The organism is Halapricum desulfuricans (assembly GCF_017094465.1).
Lineage (GTDB): Archaea > Halobacteriota > Halobacteria > Halobacteriales > Haloarculaceae > Halapricum.
The window spans coordinates 1,404,950-1,422,693 of record NZ_CP064791.1 but is presented as its reverse complement, the minus strand read 5'-3'; the positions used below and the strand labels follow the sequence as shown (position 1 = coordinate 1,422,693).

Below are 17,744 nucleotides of genomic sequence, written 5' to 3'. Positions count from 1 at the left end.
CTATCGGTGCTGGACTTGTGTACTCGTCGGTCTCGGCGTGATTCGATGGAACCGGTGCGACTCCACGGAATCACATGCTCGCCGGGTCAAGGCGGTCGACGAGACCGTCGAAGTCATCGTCAAAGCTCAAGACGTGATCGATATCGTAGCGATCGGTCAGCGCAACTGTCGTCACGTCGGTGAAGCTCAGTCGCTGGTCGTCGAAGCGTTCGAACACCTCGATTGCGTCAGCGAACACGGCAGACGAGACACGAAGCCACTCGTAGGCGTTTGGATACGGGTCCACCCCCCGGATACGTCGTCCGAGAGTCGTTGCAGCAGCGTGCGAGCCACTTCGTTTGAGGGTCAGCGTGATCACCTCGTCGTAGATATAATCGCTCACGTACGGCTGCCCAAATCGGCCGTCAAAGACTGCGTCAAGAGCGTGGGAAGCCGACTCGTGTCGAGTCGCATCGGTATCGTGATCCGCGTATAGCACGCCCGTGTCAACGAGAACACTCATCCGTAGAGAATATCGTCGATGTCTTCTTCGTCCGTCTCGACTCCGGAACTGATTCGGCCTCGCTGCATCGTCTCTTTTTCATCCTCGGAAAGTGGCACAGTCGTGTCCCGGAACGAGTCGACGAATGCCTCGTGTGATTCGTACGCGTCGTTGATCAGTCGTGTGAGTATCTCCTGCTGGGTGACGTTGTGGCCCGTTCGCAATCGGACCTCGGCCTGTAGTTCTTCGAGCCGTGACTTCGCGTCTTCGTCGACTTTCACTGCGGTAGCCATATCTGATCGTAACGTCCGTAACTCAGTAAACGTTTCTACCGACAGGGTGTCTCGGGATCATAGGCGATGGCTATCGAGCGACCCGATCCCGGTATGGATTGCACTACCGATCTGCCCAGAACTGCTCGATCTTGCCCGACAGAAAGTCGGGCGTCATCCGTCGGAACTCCTGCTGTTCTGCCGGCGAGAGGTGACCGTTGACGCTGTGGCGCGCTCCCTCGACGTATCGGCGGTCGGCCAGGATCCGAACGCCGACCTCCTCGGTGCCGCGGATCACTCGGCCGATGGCCTGCCGGGCGCGTCTGACCGCCGGCACCGTCAGCGCGTACTCGAAGGCGTTGTCCTCGCCGAAGGCGTCACCGTAGGCCCGCCGGACGGCCTGGACGCGCGGGGAGCCGACGTTGACCAGTGGCACGCCCACGACCGCGGCCGTCGAGAGCTTCGCCCCGTCGTAATCGACGCCCTCGGTCAGCGTCCCGCGCGTGCTCGTGACGATCACCTTTCCATCGCCGTCGAAAAACCGCTGTTTCAGCGTCTCCGTCGCCTCGTTGCCCGTCGATTCGTCGACGAGAACCGGCTTGTCGACCGCGGTTTCGAGATACGTGCCGGCCCACGCGGCCTCCCGGTAGCTGGGCATCGCGATCAGGACGTTGCCCGGACTGCGCGCGACCGTCCGCAGGACGTGGGCGTACTCGTCGCGGGTGTTCGTCCAGGACTGTTGGTCCTGGGTGGGCTCGCCGCGGTTGCGCGCGGTGAACGGGCTGGCGTCGACGAGCCAGCTCGCCCGATTGGATTCGGGGAATCGCAGCGGATACGACCGCGTCTCGATCGGCCGGCCGGAGTCATCTCCGTCGGGATCGCCCTCGGCCAGCGCGTCCAGGCCCGCGACCTGGGTGAACACCGACAGCGGCGAGAGCGTCGCGCTCATGAGCATACCGCCGCCGAGGCCGTCGAAGATCTCCCGCAGGGCTTCAGTGGGCATACAGTCGAACAGCACGAGTCCGGCGGTATATTCGCGCTGCCAGCCCTCGACGCGCTGGTCGTCGGTCGGGCTGTGTTCGAGTTCGATCTCCCGCAGCTTCGTGGCGTGGTCGCGCTCCCACCACCGGGCCATGATCGCGCCCGTGGCGGCCGCGACCGGCTGGCGGGCGATCCCCAACTGATCCATCGTGTCCTCGACGGCCGCGCCGATCGTGGGGAGGGTCCGCCACAGCGATCCGGTATATCCGTGTTCGGTGGCCCACTCGGTCAGGTCGTCAGTCTCGACGGCTTCGGGATCCCGGAGCGGGACTTCGATGTCGCGTTCCGGCAGCGCGTCGGGGTCGGCTCGCCAGCCGCGGCCGGCCTCATCGTCGAGGGCGCGCTCGACGCGGTCGTCCAGCCACCGCAGGACGTCGTCGTAGAACTCGCGGGCCGACTCGACTGCGTCGAGGCTCACCTCGTGGCTCGTCAGCCGCGCCTCGACCTGCGCGCGGTGATCGTCGGTCTGGCGGGCGCGCTGGAGCAGCTGGTGACAGTCGTTGCGGGCCTGTACGAGGGTCTGGCGGCCGACGCGATCCGAGAGGAGGTCCCGGACGCGTCCCTCGAGTCTGTGGGCCTCGTCGACGATCACGAACGTGCGCTCGTCGAGGATCTCCGCCAGCAGCGGTCGGGAATCGGGATCGAACAGGTGGTTGTAGTTGCCGATCACCACGTCGGCGTTCGCGAGCAGGACGCTCATCGCCCGGTGCGGGCAGGTCCCGCGCTCGGTGGCCGCCGGGAGATAGTCCTCGGCCGTGAGGACGCATTCCTCGCCAGCGGTGAAATCCACGGGCGACCCCTTGTTCCGAGCGTACCAGTCGGCTTCGAAGGGGCAGTAGATCGGCGGGTCGTCGCCGGCAATGTCTTCGGGTGCCGTGGGCTGGCTCGTCCGGTAGGGGGAACTCGCGCCGGCCGTCGAGAGGCCGTCCCCGAGTGCACGCTGTCCCGGGGCGTCCGCGCGGGCCGCTTTCGCGAGGTCGCTGGCGATGTCGGGGTCCCACCAGATCTCGTCGGGGTCGCCGCCAACGGCGCTTTCGGCGGCCGGCGGCTCGTCACCGCCCTCTCCGTCGCTTTCGACGAGGTGTGCCGTGTTCTCACGGAGGTCCTCACAGCGATCGTGGACGCTGGTATCCGGCGGGAACACGTCCTCGCGGCCATAGGGACAGAGGTCGCGCTTGCCCACCAGCGAGATGCCTGCGAGGGGGTCTTGCAGGCCCGCGTTGAGCGTCCGGAGGTCGTCGACGAACTGCGTGAGTTGCTGTTTGACGGGCGTGACCACGACGGCGGTCTCGTAGGTGTTGCCCTCTCGCAGGAGCGTCGCCGCGGCGGTCAGGGCCGCCATCGTCTTGCCGGTCCCGCAGGGCCCCTCCATCGCGAGATAGCCCTGCCGCTGTGCCACGTCGATCGCCGACTCGACGGCGTCGGCCTGGCTCTCGTAGGGCTCGTCGAATCCGAAGTAGGGCTCCCAGTCGGGGTCGGCCATCAGGTACTCCGGGCTGGGGCGTGGTCACTCTTGAACGTACGGATCCGGCGTCGCGGCTGGCTCTCTCGACGCCGCTACGGTCGCTAGGCCTCCTCGTCCTCGGCGATGTTCAGCCCCTTCGAGAGACGGTCGGTGATGACGCGCTCGACGATGTCGAGCAGCTGTTCGTCGTCGGTCGTGTAGTCGGCGAAGATCCCGAGCGGGATCTGCCCGCCAGCCACGTCGTGATGGCCGCCGCCGCTGCCCACGTCGTCGAAGGCGTCCCGGAGGAGGTTGCCGACGTGGACTCGCGGGTCCGGCGACCGGGCGCTGACGTGGATCGTGTCCTCGACGATGCCGAAGACGATCGCCGTCTGGACGCCCTCCAGTCGCGCGAGGTAATCGACGGCCTGGGGGAGCGAGTCGCGTTCGGACGTGCGGCCGACGTGGGAAATGAGGATCGCCCCCTTCGTCATCCGGTTGTCGATCGCCGTCGAGATCGCATCAAGCGTCGCCCCGGAGACCGACGGCGAGGAGATCTGTCGGACCATCTCGTCGTCGACCGTTTCCTGGAGAAAGCCCGCCGCCTCGTACTCCGCGTGGGTCGCCCCGCGAAGGAAATCGAGGGTATCGGACCGGATCGCGACCATAAGCGCCGTCGCCAGCGTCGAATCGACCTCGATCTCGAGCGTCCGGACGTACTCGGTGAGGATCGTCGCGGCCGCGCCGACCTCCTCTCGGCGGTCGACGAATCGCGCCTCGACGTCCTCGGCGGGATGGTGGTCGATGACGATGTCGACGGGCGTGTCCGGGGGAACCTGGTTGTTCTCGCCGGGGATCGAGTGGTCGACGAACGCGAGCAGCGAGTCCGGCGGTCGGTCCTCGACGGCGCTCGGATCGAACGACTGGATGTCGATATCGAGCAGGTTGACGAACGCGCGGTTCTGCTGGTGGGAGATCGTCCCGCTGTAGAGGATGTGTCGCTCGTCGATGCCCGCGTCGGCCGCGATCCGGCCCAGCGCGAGCGCACTCGCCAGACAGTCCGGATCGGGGTTGTCGTGACAGACGATGTTGATCTCCTCGCCGTCGGCCAACAGCGCCTGGAGATCGGCGGCCGTGCTCATCTGTGACTGTACTCGCTCTATGTAGTTAGGTGTGTAGGGCGTACTAGGCGTTTCGGGCACGGTACTGGCCGTGTTTGACGCCGAGGACGAGGACAACCGCGCCGAATATCAGTGCCGACGGGAGGACCATCATCAGGGTCGTTTCGAGTGTCATCGGCGACATCGAGGCGCCGCCGACGCCGAGCGCGATCAGGGCGATGAATACGGAGGCCGTGGTGAGCGTGTCGAATTGCATCGTGTGGGGTTGGGTGCTGGCCCAGGTTGAATGGTGGGCTGGCGGTAAATATTCCCGAGCTATTAAATATTCGCATTAAAATCCATTATATATAATAACATATATAAATCCGCCCCTATCTCATATCTCGACCGCACTGTTTACTACCAAGACAGCAGTAACAGAGTGTAAAGACATGCCACGAATTAGTATTGTCTTGCCCACATTGAACGCCGGAAGATATCTCAGAGAAGCTCTCGATAGTCTTCTTCGACAAACAATTGACGACTTCGAAATAATTGTCGTTGATGATGGTTCTACTGACGACACACTATCCATTGTTGACTCATATGGTGACGAACGAATTCGTTTGCTCAGACGTGATGAGCCCGATGGTCTCGCAGGCGCACTGGATGATGGAATCAAAGCCGCAAGGGGAAAGTATATTGCCAGACAAGACGCAGATGATATTTCGGCACCAGGCCGCCTCGCACGGCAAGTCGCGTTTCTCGAAAGTCACCCCGAAGTCCCACTCGTGGGCACTGCAACACGGATGATAACTGATTCAGGTCACGACATTGATTTCCGGCACGTACTTGAACGGCCGACGATCGACGATCTACTTGACTCAAATCAGTTTGTTCATGGATCAGTGATGTACCGGAAAAAAGAAGTATTGGACGCAACTGGTGGATATGATACGCTCTTTGAGACTTCAGAAGACTATGATCTCTGGCTTCGTCTGGCACAAGAATATCCCGTCCGTAACCTTGACGCGCCACTTTACACACTCAGGCTCCGACAGGAGAGTGTGTTTGCCGACGACCTTCTCCCGGCGAAGCTGTTCGGCTGGTATGCCCGTCAACGTAGCCGCGGTGATAGGAAAATAGATCTTGAGACCCGCATCCAGAAGGATGGGGCAGCTGCGATCTACCAAGCTCTCTCCAAGAAAGAACAAGCAGAGATACATACTGAGATTGCACAAGAACTACTCCGGTACGGGCGACGCAGAGCAGCTTTCGAAGAAGCGATGCGGGCATGGAGGTACTCGCCACTCGATATCGAGTCCCTTGAAATAGCTGGATTGTCACTTGCACCCAAGCGTATAAGCAGACGAATAATCTCCGTCTATCGGTCGAAATTGAATAAGCAGATTATCGAACGAAATGCTAGTCCAGAGGATACCGACAAACTTACTGAAGCAGGTATTCCATAGATAGGCAACAACTACACACCATGTCATTCCAAGAATTTCTGGATAAATCGAAAATGCGGTACGAAATGAGGGGGACTGCGGCGCTATCTCCAATTATCAAAGATTTCACCCTCAGTGCTTTTGCTCGCGTTACAGAACGAGTTCCTTCGTTAGCAGATGGGGCACACGTCTTTGACCGTGAATGGGACGTATTGGTGATCCTTGATGCCTGTCGTCACGATATGTACGAACGGCGTGTCCAGAAGTGCCAGTCAATCTGGTCTGTTGCCGGATCCTCTGCGGAGTGGATGAGAAAAACATTCAATGAAGCAAGTCCCGAAGTTCTTAAAAACACCGCCTACGTGACCTCAAACCCGTTCTCAGAACGGTCAGACGCATTGGAGGGTATCGAACTTGGATTGCTGGACGAAGTCTGGCGTGACGGCTGGGACGAGGAACTCGGGACTGTACCTGCCCGCCCTGTCACTGACCACGGAATCGCTGCTGCGCGCCGCAATGAGTTCGATCGTGTAATAGTCCATTACATGCAACCCCATTACCCATTTATCGGCGATCTGGATGAGGGAGAAACACCAATTGGCATGATGGATCAGGAGACATTCGGTGAGGTCGGTGACGAGTTGGGCTTGTGGGATCGTGTCCTGCTTGGTGAACTTCCTACTGAAACTGTTCTGGACGCGTATGATGCCAATTTGGACTACGTGATGGATGATGTCGAACTGCTGCTTGAGAACGTCGACGGAAAGGTCGTGGTCTCTGCAGATCACGGGAACGCGCTCGGGGAGTGGGGGCAGTGGGGGCACCGTCCTTCAATCCCGCACCCAGGGATGCGTCGGGTCCCCTGGGACGTTCGGGAGTGCACTGACGAAGAGACGTATCAGCCGGAGATCGGTCCAACTGACCAATCTGAGGACGATGTAAACGATGTCGTCTCGGATCGCTTGCAGAAGCTAGGATATATGGACGAATGACAATGGCTGATCAAGATAACCACGCAGCAGCAAAGGATTTTAACGGATCGGCTTGGGAGGTTACGGCCTGCTTTACTCACCACAATCGGCCAAAAAAGCTGCGACGAGCGCTTGAGCAGTTGGTGGGTGTGACGGATGTCTCACTGACGATTCGAGTACACGAAAACGGATCGACAAAAGATGTCGATGCCCAGTTAGCAGATCTAGTGGACGAAGGCCTGATTGATGAGTTGATTCAGACGGATGAAAATTTGGGAGGTGCTGGAAGTCGACGCCTTCTACTTGAGGAAACGGATATTGAGACAGACTACGTTCTCATCCTTGACGACGACATGTACGTTGATGATGGATGGGACCATACAATGCTTCCTCTTTTTGAATCAGACCCAGATATCGGTATGATCGGTGCACCATTTATGATCCCAGGGACGAACGAAATAAGAGACGGTGGACGGATTATGACTTGGGGCTCAGGAATCCCTGCCTACGATGCAGATCGTGATATACTGATCCGGGACCAAGCCGACTATAGTGCTCTTGCGGACCCTGATGTCTCAAGTATCTCAGTCGACAGTATCCCGATCGGATCAGCTCTCGTCCGTACGGATGTTCTGTCGGACGTGTCTCTGCCTGATCGGCAGACATTTGAGGATATTGCCTTTTGTTTGGACGTAGCCAATGCTGGCTGGGAAATCGTAATGAGCTGTGAGACAATCTTCTACCATGATAAGCGAACAGAAGACGACACGAACAGGAACCGCACCGACTGGAACGCTAAACTGGAGGGGTATCGTGACTTCTGTGAGAAGCGCAATCTTCGTTTTGCTCTCCCACAACACATTCTACATGAAGGAGTTTTCCGGGTTCCAAATCGGATCCTGTGGGTAATTTCAGATATAAAGAACAGAAAGTGGTACTGATATGACGACACTTGGCGTCCCAGTTTTCAGCAGATATAATAAACTAGAGAGATTACTTAGACAATCAGAAAAACACAATGGTATAAATAAAGTTATAGTAGGGGACAATGGGAAAAAGAACTCTTCTGATCCGTTCTATAGCGGATGGGACATTACTATCGAGGTGGTTGACCTAGAACATGGTGTGGGTGTATCTGCTGCAAGAAATAGCATATTTAAAAGGGCCGACGAGCGTTTGTTACTTATAGATTCAGATATTTTGTTGCCACCCAATATAAATCGCTTACACAGGGTATTAGATGAAGATGAGACTCTTGGTGGAGTGTCAGGTATGATAGTTGAGCCCGAAACTGGCAAATCATTCTTAACAGGTGCCAATTTCAAAGAATTAGATAATAAATTAATAAAAAAGGCATTGCGGTCGCCAAAAATAGATCTTGTTAACGGGGTGGCAATATATCGCGCAGATTATATTTCTCTCCCTGGGTTGTACCGGACTAGTATTATTGAAGATCAATCATGGGATGAAGAATATAATATCCATAGAGAGCATTTAGATTTCTTTATATCTCATTGGAAAGAATCTGAGTGGGAGTTTGCAACAACTCCCGAAGTCGTCTTCCATCATTATCCCTCTATGAATACAGGATACGCTAAGAATATTAGGAGAAATGAAGAATCTATTATGAGTGATAATTTATACTTTTTGGATAAGTGGGAATATGAAAGCTTAAACGGGTTTGGGAACCATATTATGAGCTCTGGTCCTAATAATCACACAGACCTAGAGAGGGCAGTATACCACTACCAAAAAAGTGGAATTAAAGGCCTTCTTCGGCGCGGGATTAAAAAGATTCTATGACAGAAGTGAGTGACGTTAGCCAGAGAAAACAAGTAGTCTCTGGCAGTATCGCTAAAACTGTTCAAATGGTTCTTGGATTTCTAGTAGTTGTCTATCTCGCTAGAATCCTCCCCTCAAGCGAGTTTGGACTATATTTCTTTTTTCTTTCTATTGTTCATGTGACGGATGGACCAATAACGGGCTTTGCTTCTGCTGCACAAAAGCGCTTCTCAGAGACTGGGTCAGATCGTAGAGAAATTGTGGGCGCTGTTTTGATATTAACCACCGTAGTATCTGCGATATTTTTCATAGGAGCATTAATTGTTGCTGAGTTTACTAGGACCCTCAACGAGCCAAGTCTCTTGGGAATATTATTCTTTTCTGTAGTGGCTTCTAATGCAATCTTCAGAGTTTACTTGGGCACTGGGAAAGTTGGCCAAAAAAATTGGATAGAATTCGGGAGAAGTGTTGTCCGTTCTATTATACAGGTGATCTTAGCTACCGCTGGATTTGGGGCCTTCGGACTAATTGTCGGAATGAGCGTAGCGTCAGCTCTTACAGTACCAATCATCCTATTTTTATTTGGATTCCGTCCTGAAGTCCCCTCTATTGGAACAATTAAAAGCTTGTGGGCATTCGCAAAGTACAGTATGGTGAGCGGAGTTGTTTCACGCGCTTCTAATCAAATTGACAAGGTTATTATTGGCTTCTTTTTGACAACTGTTGCCGTTAGCCAGTATGAAGTCACTTATAGATTGATGATGCCTGCTTTACTTATGACTGGAGTGATACAATCTGGCCTCTTTTCTCGAATAAGCAATCTTGATAGCAAAAATGAAAGTATTGATAAAGAAGTATCTCGAAATTTGTCTTTTAGCAGTGTCCTTTCGCTACCGATGTTTTTTGGATCTGTAGCAATCGGAGAGTCGCTAGTATCTACAATATTTGGTTCACAATATACTGGACTTGGAGTATTAGTTGCAATGATGGGACTATATAAGGTTATTGAATCACAGACCTCACCATTATTGAGTATTTTAGGAGGATTAGATGAGCCTAAAATTTTAATGTATATAAACTTAGCCACTTCATGCCTAAATATAGTGATCGCTCTCTTCCTCATCCAAATTTATGGTATTCTGGGCGTTTTATTTTCGTCAATTATCTCTAATTTATTAAAATATATAATCCTATACTATTCATTGAAATCTCGGATGCCAGATCTAGATCTCTTTCCACACTATCTAAAAATAGAGATCATATCTGGGGCGGGCATGTTTGCTATAGTCACAAGTTTCAACAATATATTTCGTTTTTCAGGTACTGCCATCTTTGGGTTAGTCGGGCTTGGAGTATTTATCTACTCTATTGCAATATTTCTGTGGATACCTGATTTCCGACACTTCATCCGACAGGTACTGTCTAGTTGAGCTAAATCGGCTGATTTTGGCAGTCTGAGATACAGAAATGGTTCTGGAGAGAATCAATACTGTACGAAGGGATCGATGCCAACAGCGAAGTATCACTGGGCCTGGCGACTGCCGACTCACTCGACGGGTCGTGGTCAAAAAGCGGCGATAATCCCATCATCGACAACAACGACTTTGCCCCTACGGGGCGTTCCAAGTCGTCTGTGACAACCTCTTCCGCGGCGAATCGGATGGGCGCTGGTTTATGACGATCCACGCGATTAACACTCAGGAAGGCGACTGGTCGCGGACGATACTCTACACCGATGTCGACCCGCCAAACTGGACCTCATTCAGTGATTGGTCGGATATCGAAAACGGGCCGATCCCGTGGCGACGGGCTGATGATCAGGACAACGCCCATACAGCGGCGACATGGGAGCACCCAGACACAGGTAAATTCCACATTATGATAAACCAGTATAACACCCAGCTGATGTATCAAGATCAGTTGGCATCGCGGACTGGTGGCAACACTCTCACAACAGAGGTGAAGTGAGATGACCGACGTGACACTCACGACTGACGTAACCACCCCAACCGGAAGCGGAGATGTCGTCTTGCGGCTGTATGAGGACACGGATGCCGATAGGACCGCTGAGAACAAGGCAAGACGATAGTGGAAGGCACAAACAGCTACACGCTCTCGGGCTTCAACGACATCGAAGGAAATAATGCGTGGGCCGAGCTGGAGATCGGGCCGCCGAGTGACCCAACGACGGTTGCGTCAGTCAATCGATCGCTGTTGCGCGTGCCTTGGATTACATTCGATGGCGACGCCCGAGAAGTCTGTTCGGATCCTCCGGTTGACCAAGAACAATTGGATGATGATATTGTTGAAGATCGCCTTGAATCACTGGGATACGTATGATACTGGACTTGCCGAGAACAATATAGAGGATCTCGGAAGCCTGATTGAGGGTAGCATTTATTCTGACTTTAGTTTTACTAAAATCAATATTTAATTATTAAATATACGAAATTCTAGACAGTGTCTCACTAACGTTTACAATAGATGATTACCTCTATTCAAGATAACCGAGTGCTTCAAGATCTTCCTCGACGGCGTCGGTTTTCGAGACGCCGGACGGTCTAAACCGAGCCAGTTCGCGTTTAAGAGCTGAGTCGACTTCTGTCTCTTCTCCAAGGGCATATGACCCCTCTGTGCTGACAATATGTCCACGATTAATCGCAGCTTTGCTGTCTTGGATAGATGCATAAGCTACCTCACGATCAAACTGTCCATCTTTGAATTCGGTTCCAAGAATATAGCTCGGTATATCTAATAGCGACACGACTTCAGAGCTGATATCGATATTTCGAGTTGCAAATGGTACCTGCAGCAGTTCGGGAACTAAGAATCCCGGATGTCCCCATCGACCGTACTCGCCAAGTAGCTCACCATGATCTGCAGTAAATATGACTTGGGTATCTGACGGTATCGATTGCCACAGCCGATGGAGGGATTCGTCGAGTTCCTCGACTTCTTGTCTATAGAGACGACGGACTTCCTCAGGCCGATCCGGATTTTCGCCAGCCACTGCACTGCGCGATAGTCGCCGGGCACGGGTACCTGTTTCCGATCTCGGGCTATATGGATGATGTGGCTCCATAAAATGAAGCCACCCAAAGTAGGTATCACCACAATTTTCGAGGAACTCGTTGATCATCTCGTCTGCAGGGCGGAAAGGCGGGTCCGGATCAGATACAATTGAGAGAGCGCGCTCGAAAGTGGACCAGACTCGCGTAGCTATATCATATGTAATTCCTCGGGGAATACGCTCTGCAATCTTGTCTTTCATCGAAATACCGCCCTCCGTGATTGGCGAGGTGAAATGGTCGAACCCCCCGCCGTAGCCGTAGCGTTCAGAAACAAGTTGATTCGCAGTTATCCCAATAGTGAAGTCATTGATCTCATTAACGAACGAGTCGGTTGGATCAATATCATGGGGCTCGTTTGTTCGTCCAGTAAAAATGGTTGGAAAACAGCCCAGCGTGGCTGTTGCTGTCGCAAACGTACGGTCATGAGATTCCCCCAGGAAATCCTGGGTGTGTATCATATACTGATAATGATCGTACCGAAGAGAGTCAACGGTCACCAAGAGCGTGTTCATGATATCTCCAATCTGTCTAAGTGCAGTATTTGACGAAGAGGATGAGCACTATAAAAATATCGCGATCTGGTCAGAGTCAGTGAGTAGAGATTCGTACAGATATATTTAAAAACTGTAGTATTTAATCATCCCATAAATATATCCGATTCCAACAATACCGGTGAGCACAATGACCATAACAAGTTGCGCTGCTTTCTCACGACTCGGACCAGTCAATAGGATCCAAAGCCGCTGTGGCAAATATGTCATCAGAAGTTGCCTGAGAAAGGCGCTTTCCTCACCAGTCGAGTCCTCGACAAACGTCTCCATTGCTCGCTTCGAATAACCCTGCCAAAACGCTCGATCGAGCAGCCAACAGATGTTCATCCGATATTCAAACACCTTGTGCGAGACGACAGCATTGGGATTATACCAAACGCCCTTCCCGCACTCTTGTTGTAGCCGCGCGCACAGTTCTGTTTCACCGCCCTGGAGATTTGCATCACCTTTTCGCCCACCAATCGCAGTATCAAACCCGTTTAACTCTATAAATACTTCACGAAGAAACGACAGGTTTGATCCATTCGTATTCCGTACCTCGCCTGCAGTATTGGGCTCTCCACCCGGACCGAACCCGCGGTGAGTCACGCCAACCAGCCAGTAGAACTCCTCGGGCAGAAAGTCCGGCTTTCCCGCGACCCACTCGGGCACCATCTTGCCGCCGACGGCGACCGCGTCTTGCTGTTCGTAGGATTCGACGAGCTGGTCCACCCACTCCGGGTCGGCGATCGCGTCGTCGTCGATGAACGCGACCACGTCCCCGTTTGCGACTTCCGCGCCGTGGTTGCGCGCTTCGAGCAAGCCGCTATTCTCGTCCAGCTCCGTGATCACGACGTCCTCGCTGTCCGCGAAGTCACGTTCGAACTGCCTGGTGACTGCCTCGCTCCCGTCGCTGACGAGCACGAGCTCGACGTCGTCGTAGGTTTGCTCGCGGACGCTTTCCGCAGCGTCGAGCAGATCGTGATATCGATCGAGCGTGTGCGTGCACAGGACAACGGAAACGCGCATTCACTCGCCCGTTCCGTTGTCGACTGGCCTAAGCGTTGTCGTTCACGTCCGAGCGCGCGCCTCGCTGGGACCCCGACCGATGGGACTTCATAAGGCTTATGCGCGAGTTGGCAGTTTGACCGGCTAATGAGTCCCCGGAGTGTCGTATATCCATGAGCCAAGAGGAAGGGATGTCCGAGGAGCTCGAAGAAGGCATCGAGTGGCTTAGCAAGTGGTATCATATCCCGTCGGTGCTGGCGCTGTTCGTCTTCGCGCTGTGGGCACGCGCCCGAACGTGGAGCAACTTCGTCGTCGACGGCACGGTCATGTTCAGCGGCAACGACGCCTGGTATCACCTCCGCCAGGTCGAGTACACCGTCCGTCACTGGCCGCAGACGATGCCCTACGATATCTGGACGAACTTCCCGAGCGGCACCTCCGTCTCACAGTTCGGGACGATCTACGACCAGGTCGTCGCGACGGTCGCACTGATCGTCGGTCTCGGAAGTCCCGACCAGACGACCGTCCGGCTGACGCTGCTGTTCGCCCCCGCTGTGATCGGGGCCGGTATCGTGCCGATCGCGTACTACCTCGGCAAGCGGGTCGGCAAGAACCGGTTCAGCGGGATCGCCGCGGCGTTGATCGTCGCGCTCTCTAGTGGTGTCCTCCTTCGACGGAGCCTCGTCGGCTTCTCCGATCACCAGGTCGCCGAGGCGTTCACGCAAGCTCTCGCAGCCCTAGCAATCGTCGTGGCGCTGCAGGTCGCCGACAGCGAGAAACCGATCTGGGAACTCATCCTCGATCGAGATGTCGCCGGACTCCGAAAGCCGGTGGGATACGGGGCGCTGGCCGGCGTGGCGCTCGCTCTGTATATGTGGACCTGGCCGCCGGGCATCGTGATGGTCGGGATCTTCGGGCTGTACGTCACGATCCAGGCGATCATCGACCATCTCCGCGGGACGAGTCCGGAACCGATGCTGTTGGTCAGCGGCGTCATCTTCGCCGTCACCGCAGTGTTAATGCTCCTTCCATTCGATACGTTCGGAATCGCACCGACTAATTTCTCCCTTCTGCAAGTTGGTCTTGCAGCCGCCGGCCTCGTCTGGAGTGGCTTCCTCGCCGGACTCAGCCGCATTCTTGACGAGCGCTCCGAACCTGTCTGGACGTATCCGATCGGTGCTATCGGAGTTCTCGGCGCTGTGTCTCTCGGACTGTTCATTCTTTCGCCGGGAATAGCCGACCTGATGGCAGATCAGCTTGTCCGTGTCTTCGGAGGGATTATCGGCCAGGATCCAACCGGAGCAGCGGCGACCGTCGGCGAGATCGCCGCCCTAGAGAATCCGGGCGATGCGCTCTACAGCTGGTATGGCTTCGTCCACATCATCGCCGTCGTCGGCGTCGTCCTCGCGCTCGCGAGACAGACTGTCACCTCGAACAAGCGATCCGAACTGTTGTTCGTCTCTATCTGGCTCGCCGTCGCATTTTCGATGACGCTCACACAGGTCCGGTTCGGGTACTACCTCACGGTCCCGGTCGCAGTGATGGCGGCCTACGCGATCGGCACCGGATTCACATACCTCTCGACCGCCGCCAGGCGCGCTTCGACGGACGTGCGGCCGTATCAGGTGATGGCCGTGTTCACCGTCCTGATCGTCGTGATGGCGCCGATGGTCATGGCGACGGGCGATCGCGGTATGCCACAGGACGCCGTCACCCAGTCCAACGAGACGTACAACAGCGGTCCAGGCGGCATCCTCGGCTGGGACAGCAGCCTCGAATGGATGTCAGAGAACACCCCGACAGTCGGCAACTTCGCCGACGCTGGAAACAACGTCAGCTACTGGGGCGAATACGCGAAGACCGACGACTACGAGTACGAGGAGGGGTCCTACGGCGTGCTCTCGTGGTGGGACTACGGCCACTGGATCACAAGCGAGGCCGAGCGCATCCCGGTCGCCAACCCGTTCCAGCAGTCGGCGACCGAGGCGGCGCGGTTCCTCCTCGCCCAAAATGAAAGCCAGGCCGACCAGGTCATCGGCGAGATGAGCGACGGCGAGAACCGGGACACCCGCTACGTCATGGTCGACTGGCAGATGGCCACGGGCGCGAGCAAGTTCAGCGCGCCGCCGGCGTTCGTCGACGGCGTCAGCGCCTCCGACTTCGTCCGGACCGCTCGCGTCGGGAACGCCGGGTTCTACTTCTACAGCCAGAACTATTACGACACGATGGTGAACCGGCTGTACCGCTACCACGGCAGCGCCCAGGACCCGCGGCCGGTCGTCACGAACACGGTCAACACCGAGGAGACCGACTTCGTCGAAACGTACCAGTCGCTCGAAGAAGCACGCCAGGCGGCCCGGCAGTCCGGCGGCCAGGTCGGCGGTGTCGGTCCGAACCCGGCAGAGCGCGTGCCGGCGCTTGAGCACTACCGGCTCGTGCAGGTCAGCGACGCGACGGTGAACCCCTACCAGGCGGCGCACTCGCAGCTGCTGCGTCTCTTCCAGTACGGGCTGAGTCCGACTCGCCTCGGCTTCGACAATCGGTCGATCGGCCTCGCCGCCGAGCCGAACCCGCACTACACGAAAGTCTTCGAGCGCGTCTCGGGCGCGACGATCGAGGGCGAAGGACCGGCAGGCGCGAACGTGACGGCGTCGGTCACGATGCGGATGCCCAACGCCAACGACACGTTCACCTACACCCAGCAGGCTCAGGTCGGCGAGAACGGCCAGTTCAGTATGACGGTCCCGTACGCCTCGACCGGCGCCGGCGACTGGGGGCCGGAGGACGGCTACACGAACACGAGCGTCCGCGCGACTGGCCCGTATCAGCTCCGGACCGATCTGCAGACCGAGACGGGCAACGGGACCGAACAGCTGATCATGTACAACGGGACGGCCCACGTCACCGAGGGGCAGGTCATCGGAGAGAACGACTCGGCTTCGACGGTCGAGCTGAGCGAGACAGTCCTCACCGAGCGAGATCGCAACGAGACTGACGGCAACGGGACGAACAGCACCGACGGCAACGAGACCGACGACGGCACTGGCGGCAACACGACCGACGACGCCACGTCTGATCTGGTCGACCCGCGTACTGTCGGCGTCGAGCAGTCGCCGTCCGCCCGCATCGCAGGCTAACCATGGCCGGAGACACCCAGCAGGCGACCGGGACGGCGCTGGGTGACACCCTCACGAGCTGGCTGTCCATCTATCTGAAAGGCATCGCGATGGGCACCGCGGATTCGATCCCCGGCGTCTCGGGCGGGACGATCGCGTTCATCACCGGGATCTACGAGCGTCTCATCACCGCGATCACGAGCGTCGATCCGGCCGCGGCGACACTGCTGCTGGGGATCACGAGCGGTCGCGGTCGCCAGCGACTGGCCGATCGACTTATCGAGATGGACGTGCCGTTCCTCGTCGTGCTCGGGACCGGTGTCGTCACGGCGGTCGTCGCCGTCTCCCGGTTCGTCTACCTGGCGCTCCAGGAGGCTCCCGGGGCGACGTTCGCGTTCTTCTTCGGGCTGATCGCCGCCTCGGCGATCGTCCTGTACGAACAGCTCTCGCTGGCGACGCCGGGACGGATCGCGGCCGCGGCCACCGGCTTCGTGCTTGCGTTTCTCGTGTCGGGTGTCACCGCTGGAGCCGACGGGATCCACGCGCTGCCGGTCGTCTTCGTCGCCGGCTCGATCGCGATCGTCGCGATGATCCTGCCGGGCGTCTCCGGCGCGTTTTTCCTCGTCTTGCTCGGCCAGTACGAGTACCTGACCGGCACGCTCACCGCATTCGTCGACGGGATCATCGCCGCGGCCGTCGGCGACCGAGCGGTCGGGTCGCTGCTCGATCCCGCGACGACCGTCGTGACGTTCGTCGCTGGCGCCGTCGTGGGACTGTTCACGGTCGCACACGCCATCCGCTGGGCGCTCGATCACTACCGGGCGGCGACCCTGTCCTTTCTGGTCAGTCTCATGGTCGGCGCGCTGCGATTGCCGGTCATCGAGATGCGCGATGCGACTGCGACGCTATCCCCGGAATCCATCGCGCCGCTCCTCCTCGCAACTGTCGTCGGTGGCGGTGCGGTCCTCGTGCTCGACCGCTACACCGACGACCTGTCGTATTGATCGGGCGACGGCCGTTCCATCGCTGGACCCCTCTGCTGAAGTCGATCAGGCGATCCGGTCCCGATATATCGCCCACGCGGCGAGGGCGGCCGCGGCGACCAGTACCGGACCGATCGCGGCCGTCATCGAGAACTGATAGTCCAGGTTGTACGCGATCACGAGCAGATGGACGTAGCTCACGACGCCGCCGAGGAAGTAGATCGCCGCGTTCTCGATGACCGGATCGCTTGCGGGATCGACCCGGATCGCGACGCGCGTGAACGCGATCGAAGCGAGCCCGATCGCGGGCGCCAGCATCACACCGACCGGTTTCGACACGTACGAGTTCGGCGTTCCGCCCGCGTCGAAGTGGATCGCCATCTCCGCGGGCAGCGACTCCCAGAAGACGACGCCAACGAGCGCGGCGGCGACGAGCAATCCGCTCGCGATCAGATCGCTACGCTGGAGGGACATATCCGACAGGGGAACGCCGA

Annotated in this window: 17 protein-coding genes; 9 read left to right on the top strand and 8 right to left on the bottom strand. The window is 56.9% G+C overall.

Annotated features, from left to right (window positions below; all coding sequences use genetic code 11):
* Positions 1 to 70: 70 nt before the first annotated feature.
* The 5 genes from HSEST_RS07240 to HSEST_RS07220 form a co-directional block, all read right to left on the bottom strand.
* Positions 71 to 502 carry a type II toxin-antitoxin system VapC family toxin gene (locus tag HSEST_RS07240; RefSeq protein ID WP_229120241.1) on the bottom strand — a complete coding sequence of 144 codons (432 nt, stop codon included), beginning with the start codon at positions 500 to 502 and terminating at the stop codon, positions 71 to 73.
* A complete protein-coding gene (locus tag HSEST_RS07235; protein ID WP_229120240.1) occupies positions 499 to 774 on the bottom strand; it encodes a hypothetical protein in 276 nt (91 codons plus the stop codon). The genes HSEST_RS07240 and HSEST_RS07235 overlap by 4 nt, the downstream gene beginning before the upstream one ends.
* A 103-nt stretch (positions 775 to 877) precedes the next feature.
* Positions 878 to 3,277, bottom strand: coding sequence for an ATP-dependent DNA helicase (locus tag HSEST_RS07230; RefSeq protein WP_229120239.1), 2,400 nt, complete (start codon positions 3,275 to 3,277; stop codon positions 878 to 880).
* Positions 3,278 to 3,360: 83 nt separating this feature from the next.
* Complete coding sequence (locus HSEST_RS07225; RefSeq protein ID WP_229120238.1) at positions 3,361 to 4,380, bottom strand: DHH family phosphoesterase; 1,020 nt, start codon at positions 4,378 to 4,380, stop codon at positions 3,361 to 3,363.
* 43 nt (positions 4,381 to 4,423) lie between these two features.
* Positions 4,424 to 4,615 (bottom strand): DUF7333 family protein, encoded by a 192-nt coding sequence (locus tag HSEST_RS07220; protein WP_229120237.1) that lies wholly within the window; start codon positions 4,613 to 4,615, stop codon positions 4,424 to 4,426.
* A gap of 175 nt (positions 4,616 to 4,790) precedes the next feature.
* On the opposite strand from HSEST_RS07220, the gene HSEST_RS07215 reads away from it, so the two are divergent.
* The 7 genes from HSEST_RS07215 to HSEST_RS07185 all read left to right on the top strand — a co-directional run bounded on the left by HSEST_RS07215 (position 4,791) and on the right by HSEST_RS07185 (position 10,882).
* Positions 4,791 to 5,810, top strand: coding sequence for a glycosyltransferase (locus HSEST_RS07215; protein ID WP_229120236.1), 1,020 nt, complete (start codon positions 4,791 to 4,793; stop codon positions 5,808 to 5,810).
* Positions 5,811 to 5,830: 20 nt separating this feature from the next.
* Entirely contained in the window at positions 5,831 to 6,781 is a 951-nt protein-coding gene (locus HSEST_RS07210) for a hypothetical protein (RefSeq protein ID WP_229120235.1), read from the top strand.
* A gap of 2 nt (positions 6,782 to 6,783) precedes the next feature.
* On the top strand, positions 6,784 to 7,701 hold the full coding sequence (locus tag HSEST_RS07205) for a glycosyltransferase family 2 protein (RefSeq protein WP_229120234.1): 918 nt from the start codon (positions 6,784 to 6,786) through the stop codon (positions 7,699 to 7,701).
* Position 7,702: 1 nt separating this feature from the next.
* Positions 7,703 to 8,563: a glycosyltransferase family 2 protein gene (locus HSEST_RS07200; protein WP_229120233.1), complete on the top strand. Its 861-nt coding sequence runs from the start codon at positions 7,703 to 7,705 to the stop codon at positions 8,561 to 8,563.
* Complete coding sequence (locus HSEST_RS07195; RefSeq protein ID WP_229120232.1) at positions 8,560 to 9,972, top strand: oligosaccharide flippase family protein; 1,413 nt, start codon at positions 8,560 to 8,562, stop codon at positions 9,970 to 9,972. The genes HSEST_RS07200 and HSEST_RS07195 overlap by 4 nt, the downstream gene beginning before the upstream one ends.
* Before the next feature lie 244 nt (positions 9,973 to 10,216).
* Positions 10,217 to 10,510 (top strand): hypothetical protein, encoded by a 294-nt coding sequence (locus HSEST_RS07190; protein WP_229120231.1) that lies wholly within the window; start codon positions 10,217 to 10,219, stop codon positions 10,508 to 10,510.
* Positions 10,511 to 10,630: 120 nt separating this feature from the next.
* On the top strand, positions 10,631 to 10,882 hold the full coding sequence (locus tag HSEST_RS07185) for a hypothetical protein (protein ID WP_229120230.1): 252 nt from the start codon (positions 10,631 to 10,633) through the stop codon (positions 10,880 to 10,882).
* A gap of 154 nt (positions 10,883 to 11,036) precedes the next feature.
* On the opposite strand, the gene HSEST_RS07180 is transcribed toward HSEST_RS07185, so the two are convergent.
* Entirely contained in the window at positions 11,037 to 12,125 is a 1,089-nt protein-coding gene (locus HSEST_RS07180) for a sulfatase-like hydrolase/transferase (RefSeq protein WP_229120229.1), read from the bottom strand.
* 105 nt (positions 12,126 to 12,230) lie between these two features.
* The gene (gene aglG / locus HSEST_RS07175) at positions 12,231 to 13,172 is read right to left on the bottom strand and encodes a glucosyl-dolichyl phosphate glucuronosyltransferase (protein ID WP_229120228.1); all 942 of its coding nucleotides are present in this window, start codon (positions 13,170 to 13,172) and stop codon (positions 12,231 to 12,233) included.
* 152 nt (positions 13,173 to 13,324) lie between these two features.
* On the opposite strand from aglG, the gene HSEST_RS07170 reads away from it, so the two are divergent.
* Positions 13,325 to 16,288, top strand: coding sequence for an oligosaccharyl transferase, archaeosortase A system-associated (locus HSEST_RS07170; protein ID WP_229120227.1), 2,964 nt, complete (start codon positions 13,325 to 13,327; stop codon positions 16,286 to 16,288).
* A 2-nt stretch (positions 16,289 to 16,290) separates the two neighbouring features.
* A complete protein-coding gene (locus tag HSEST_RS07165) occupies positions 16,291 to 17,271 on the top strand; it encodes a DUF368 domain-containing protein (protein ID WP_229120226.1) in 981 nt (326 codons plus the stop codon).
* Positions 17,272 to 17,316: 45 nt separating this feature from the next.
* Here the strand turns inward: HSEST_RS07165 and HSEST_RS07160 are convergent, their stop codons facing one another.
* Positions 17,317 to 17,724: a DUF1648 domain-containing protein gene (locus HSEST_RS07160; RefSeq protein WP_229120225.1), complete on the bottom strand. Its 408-nt coding sequence runs from the start codon at positions 17,722 to 17,724 to the stop codon at positions 17,317 to 17,319.
* Positions 17,725 to 17,744: the final 20 nt, after the last annotated feature.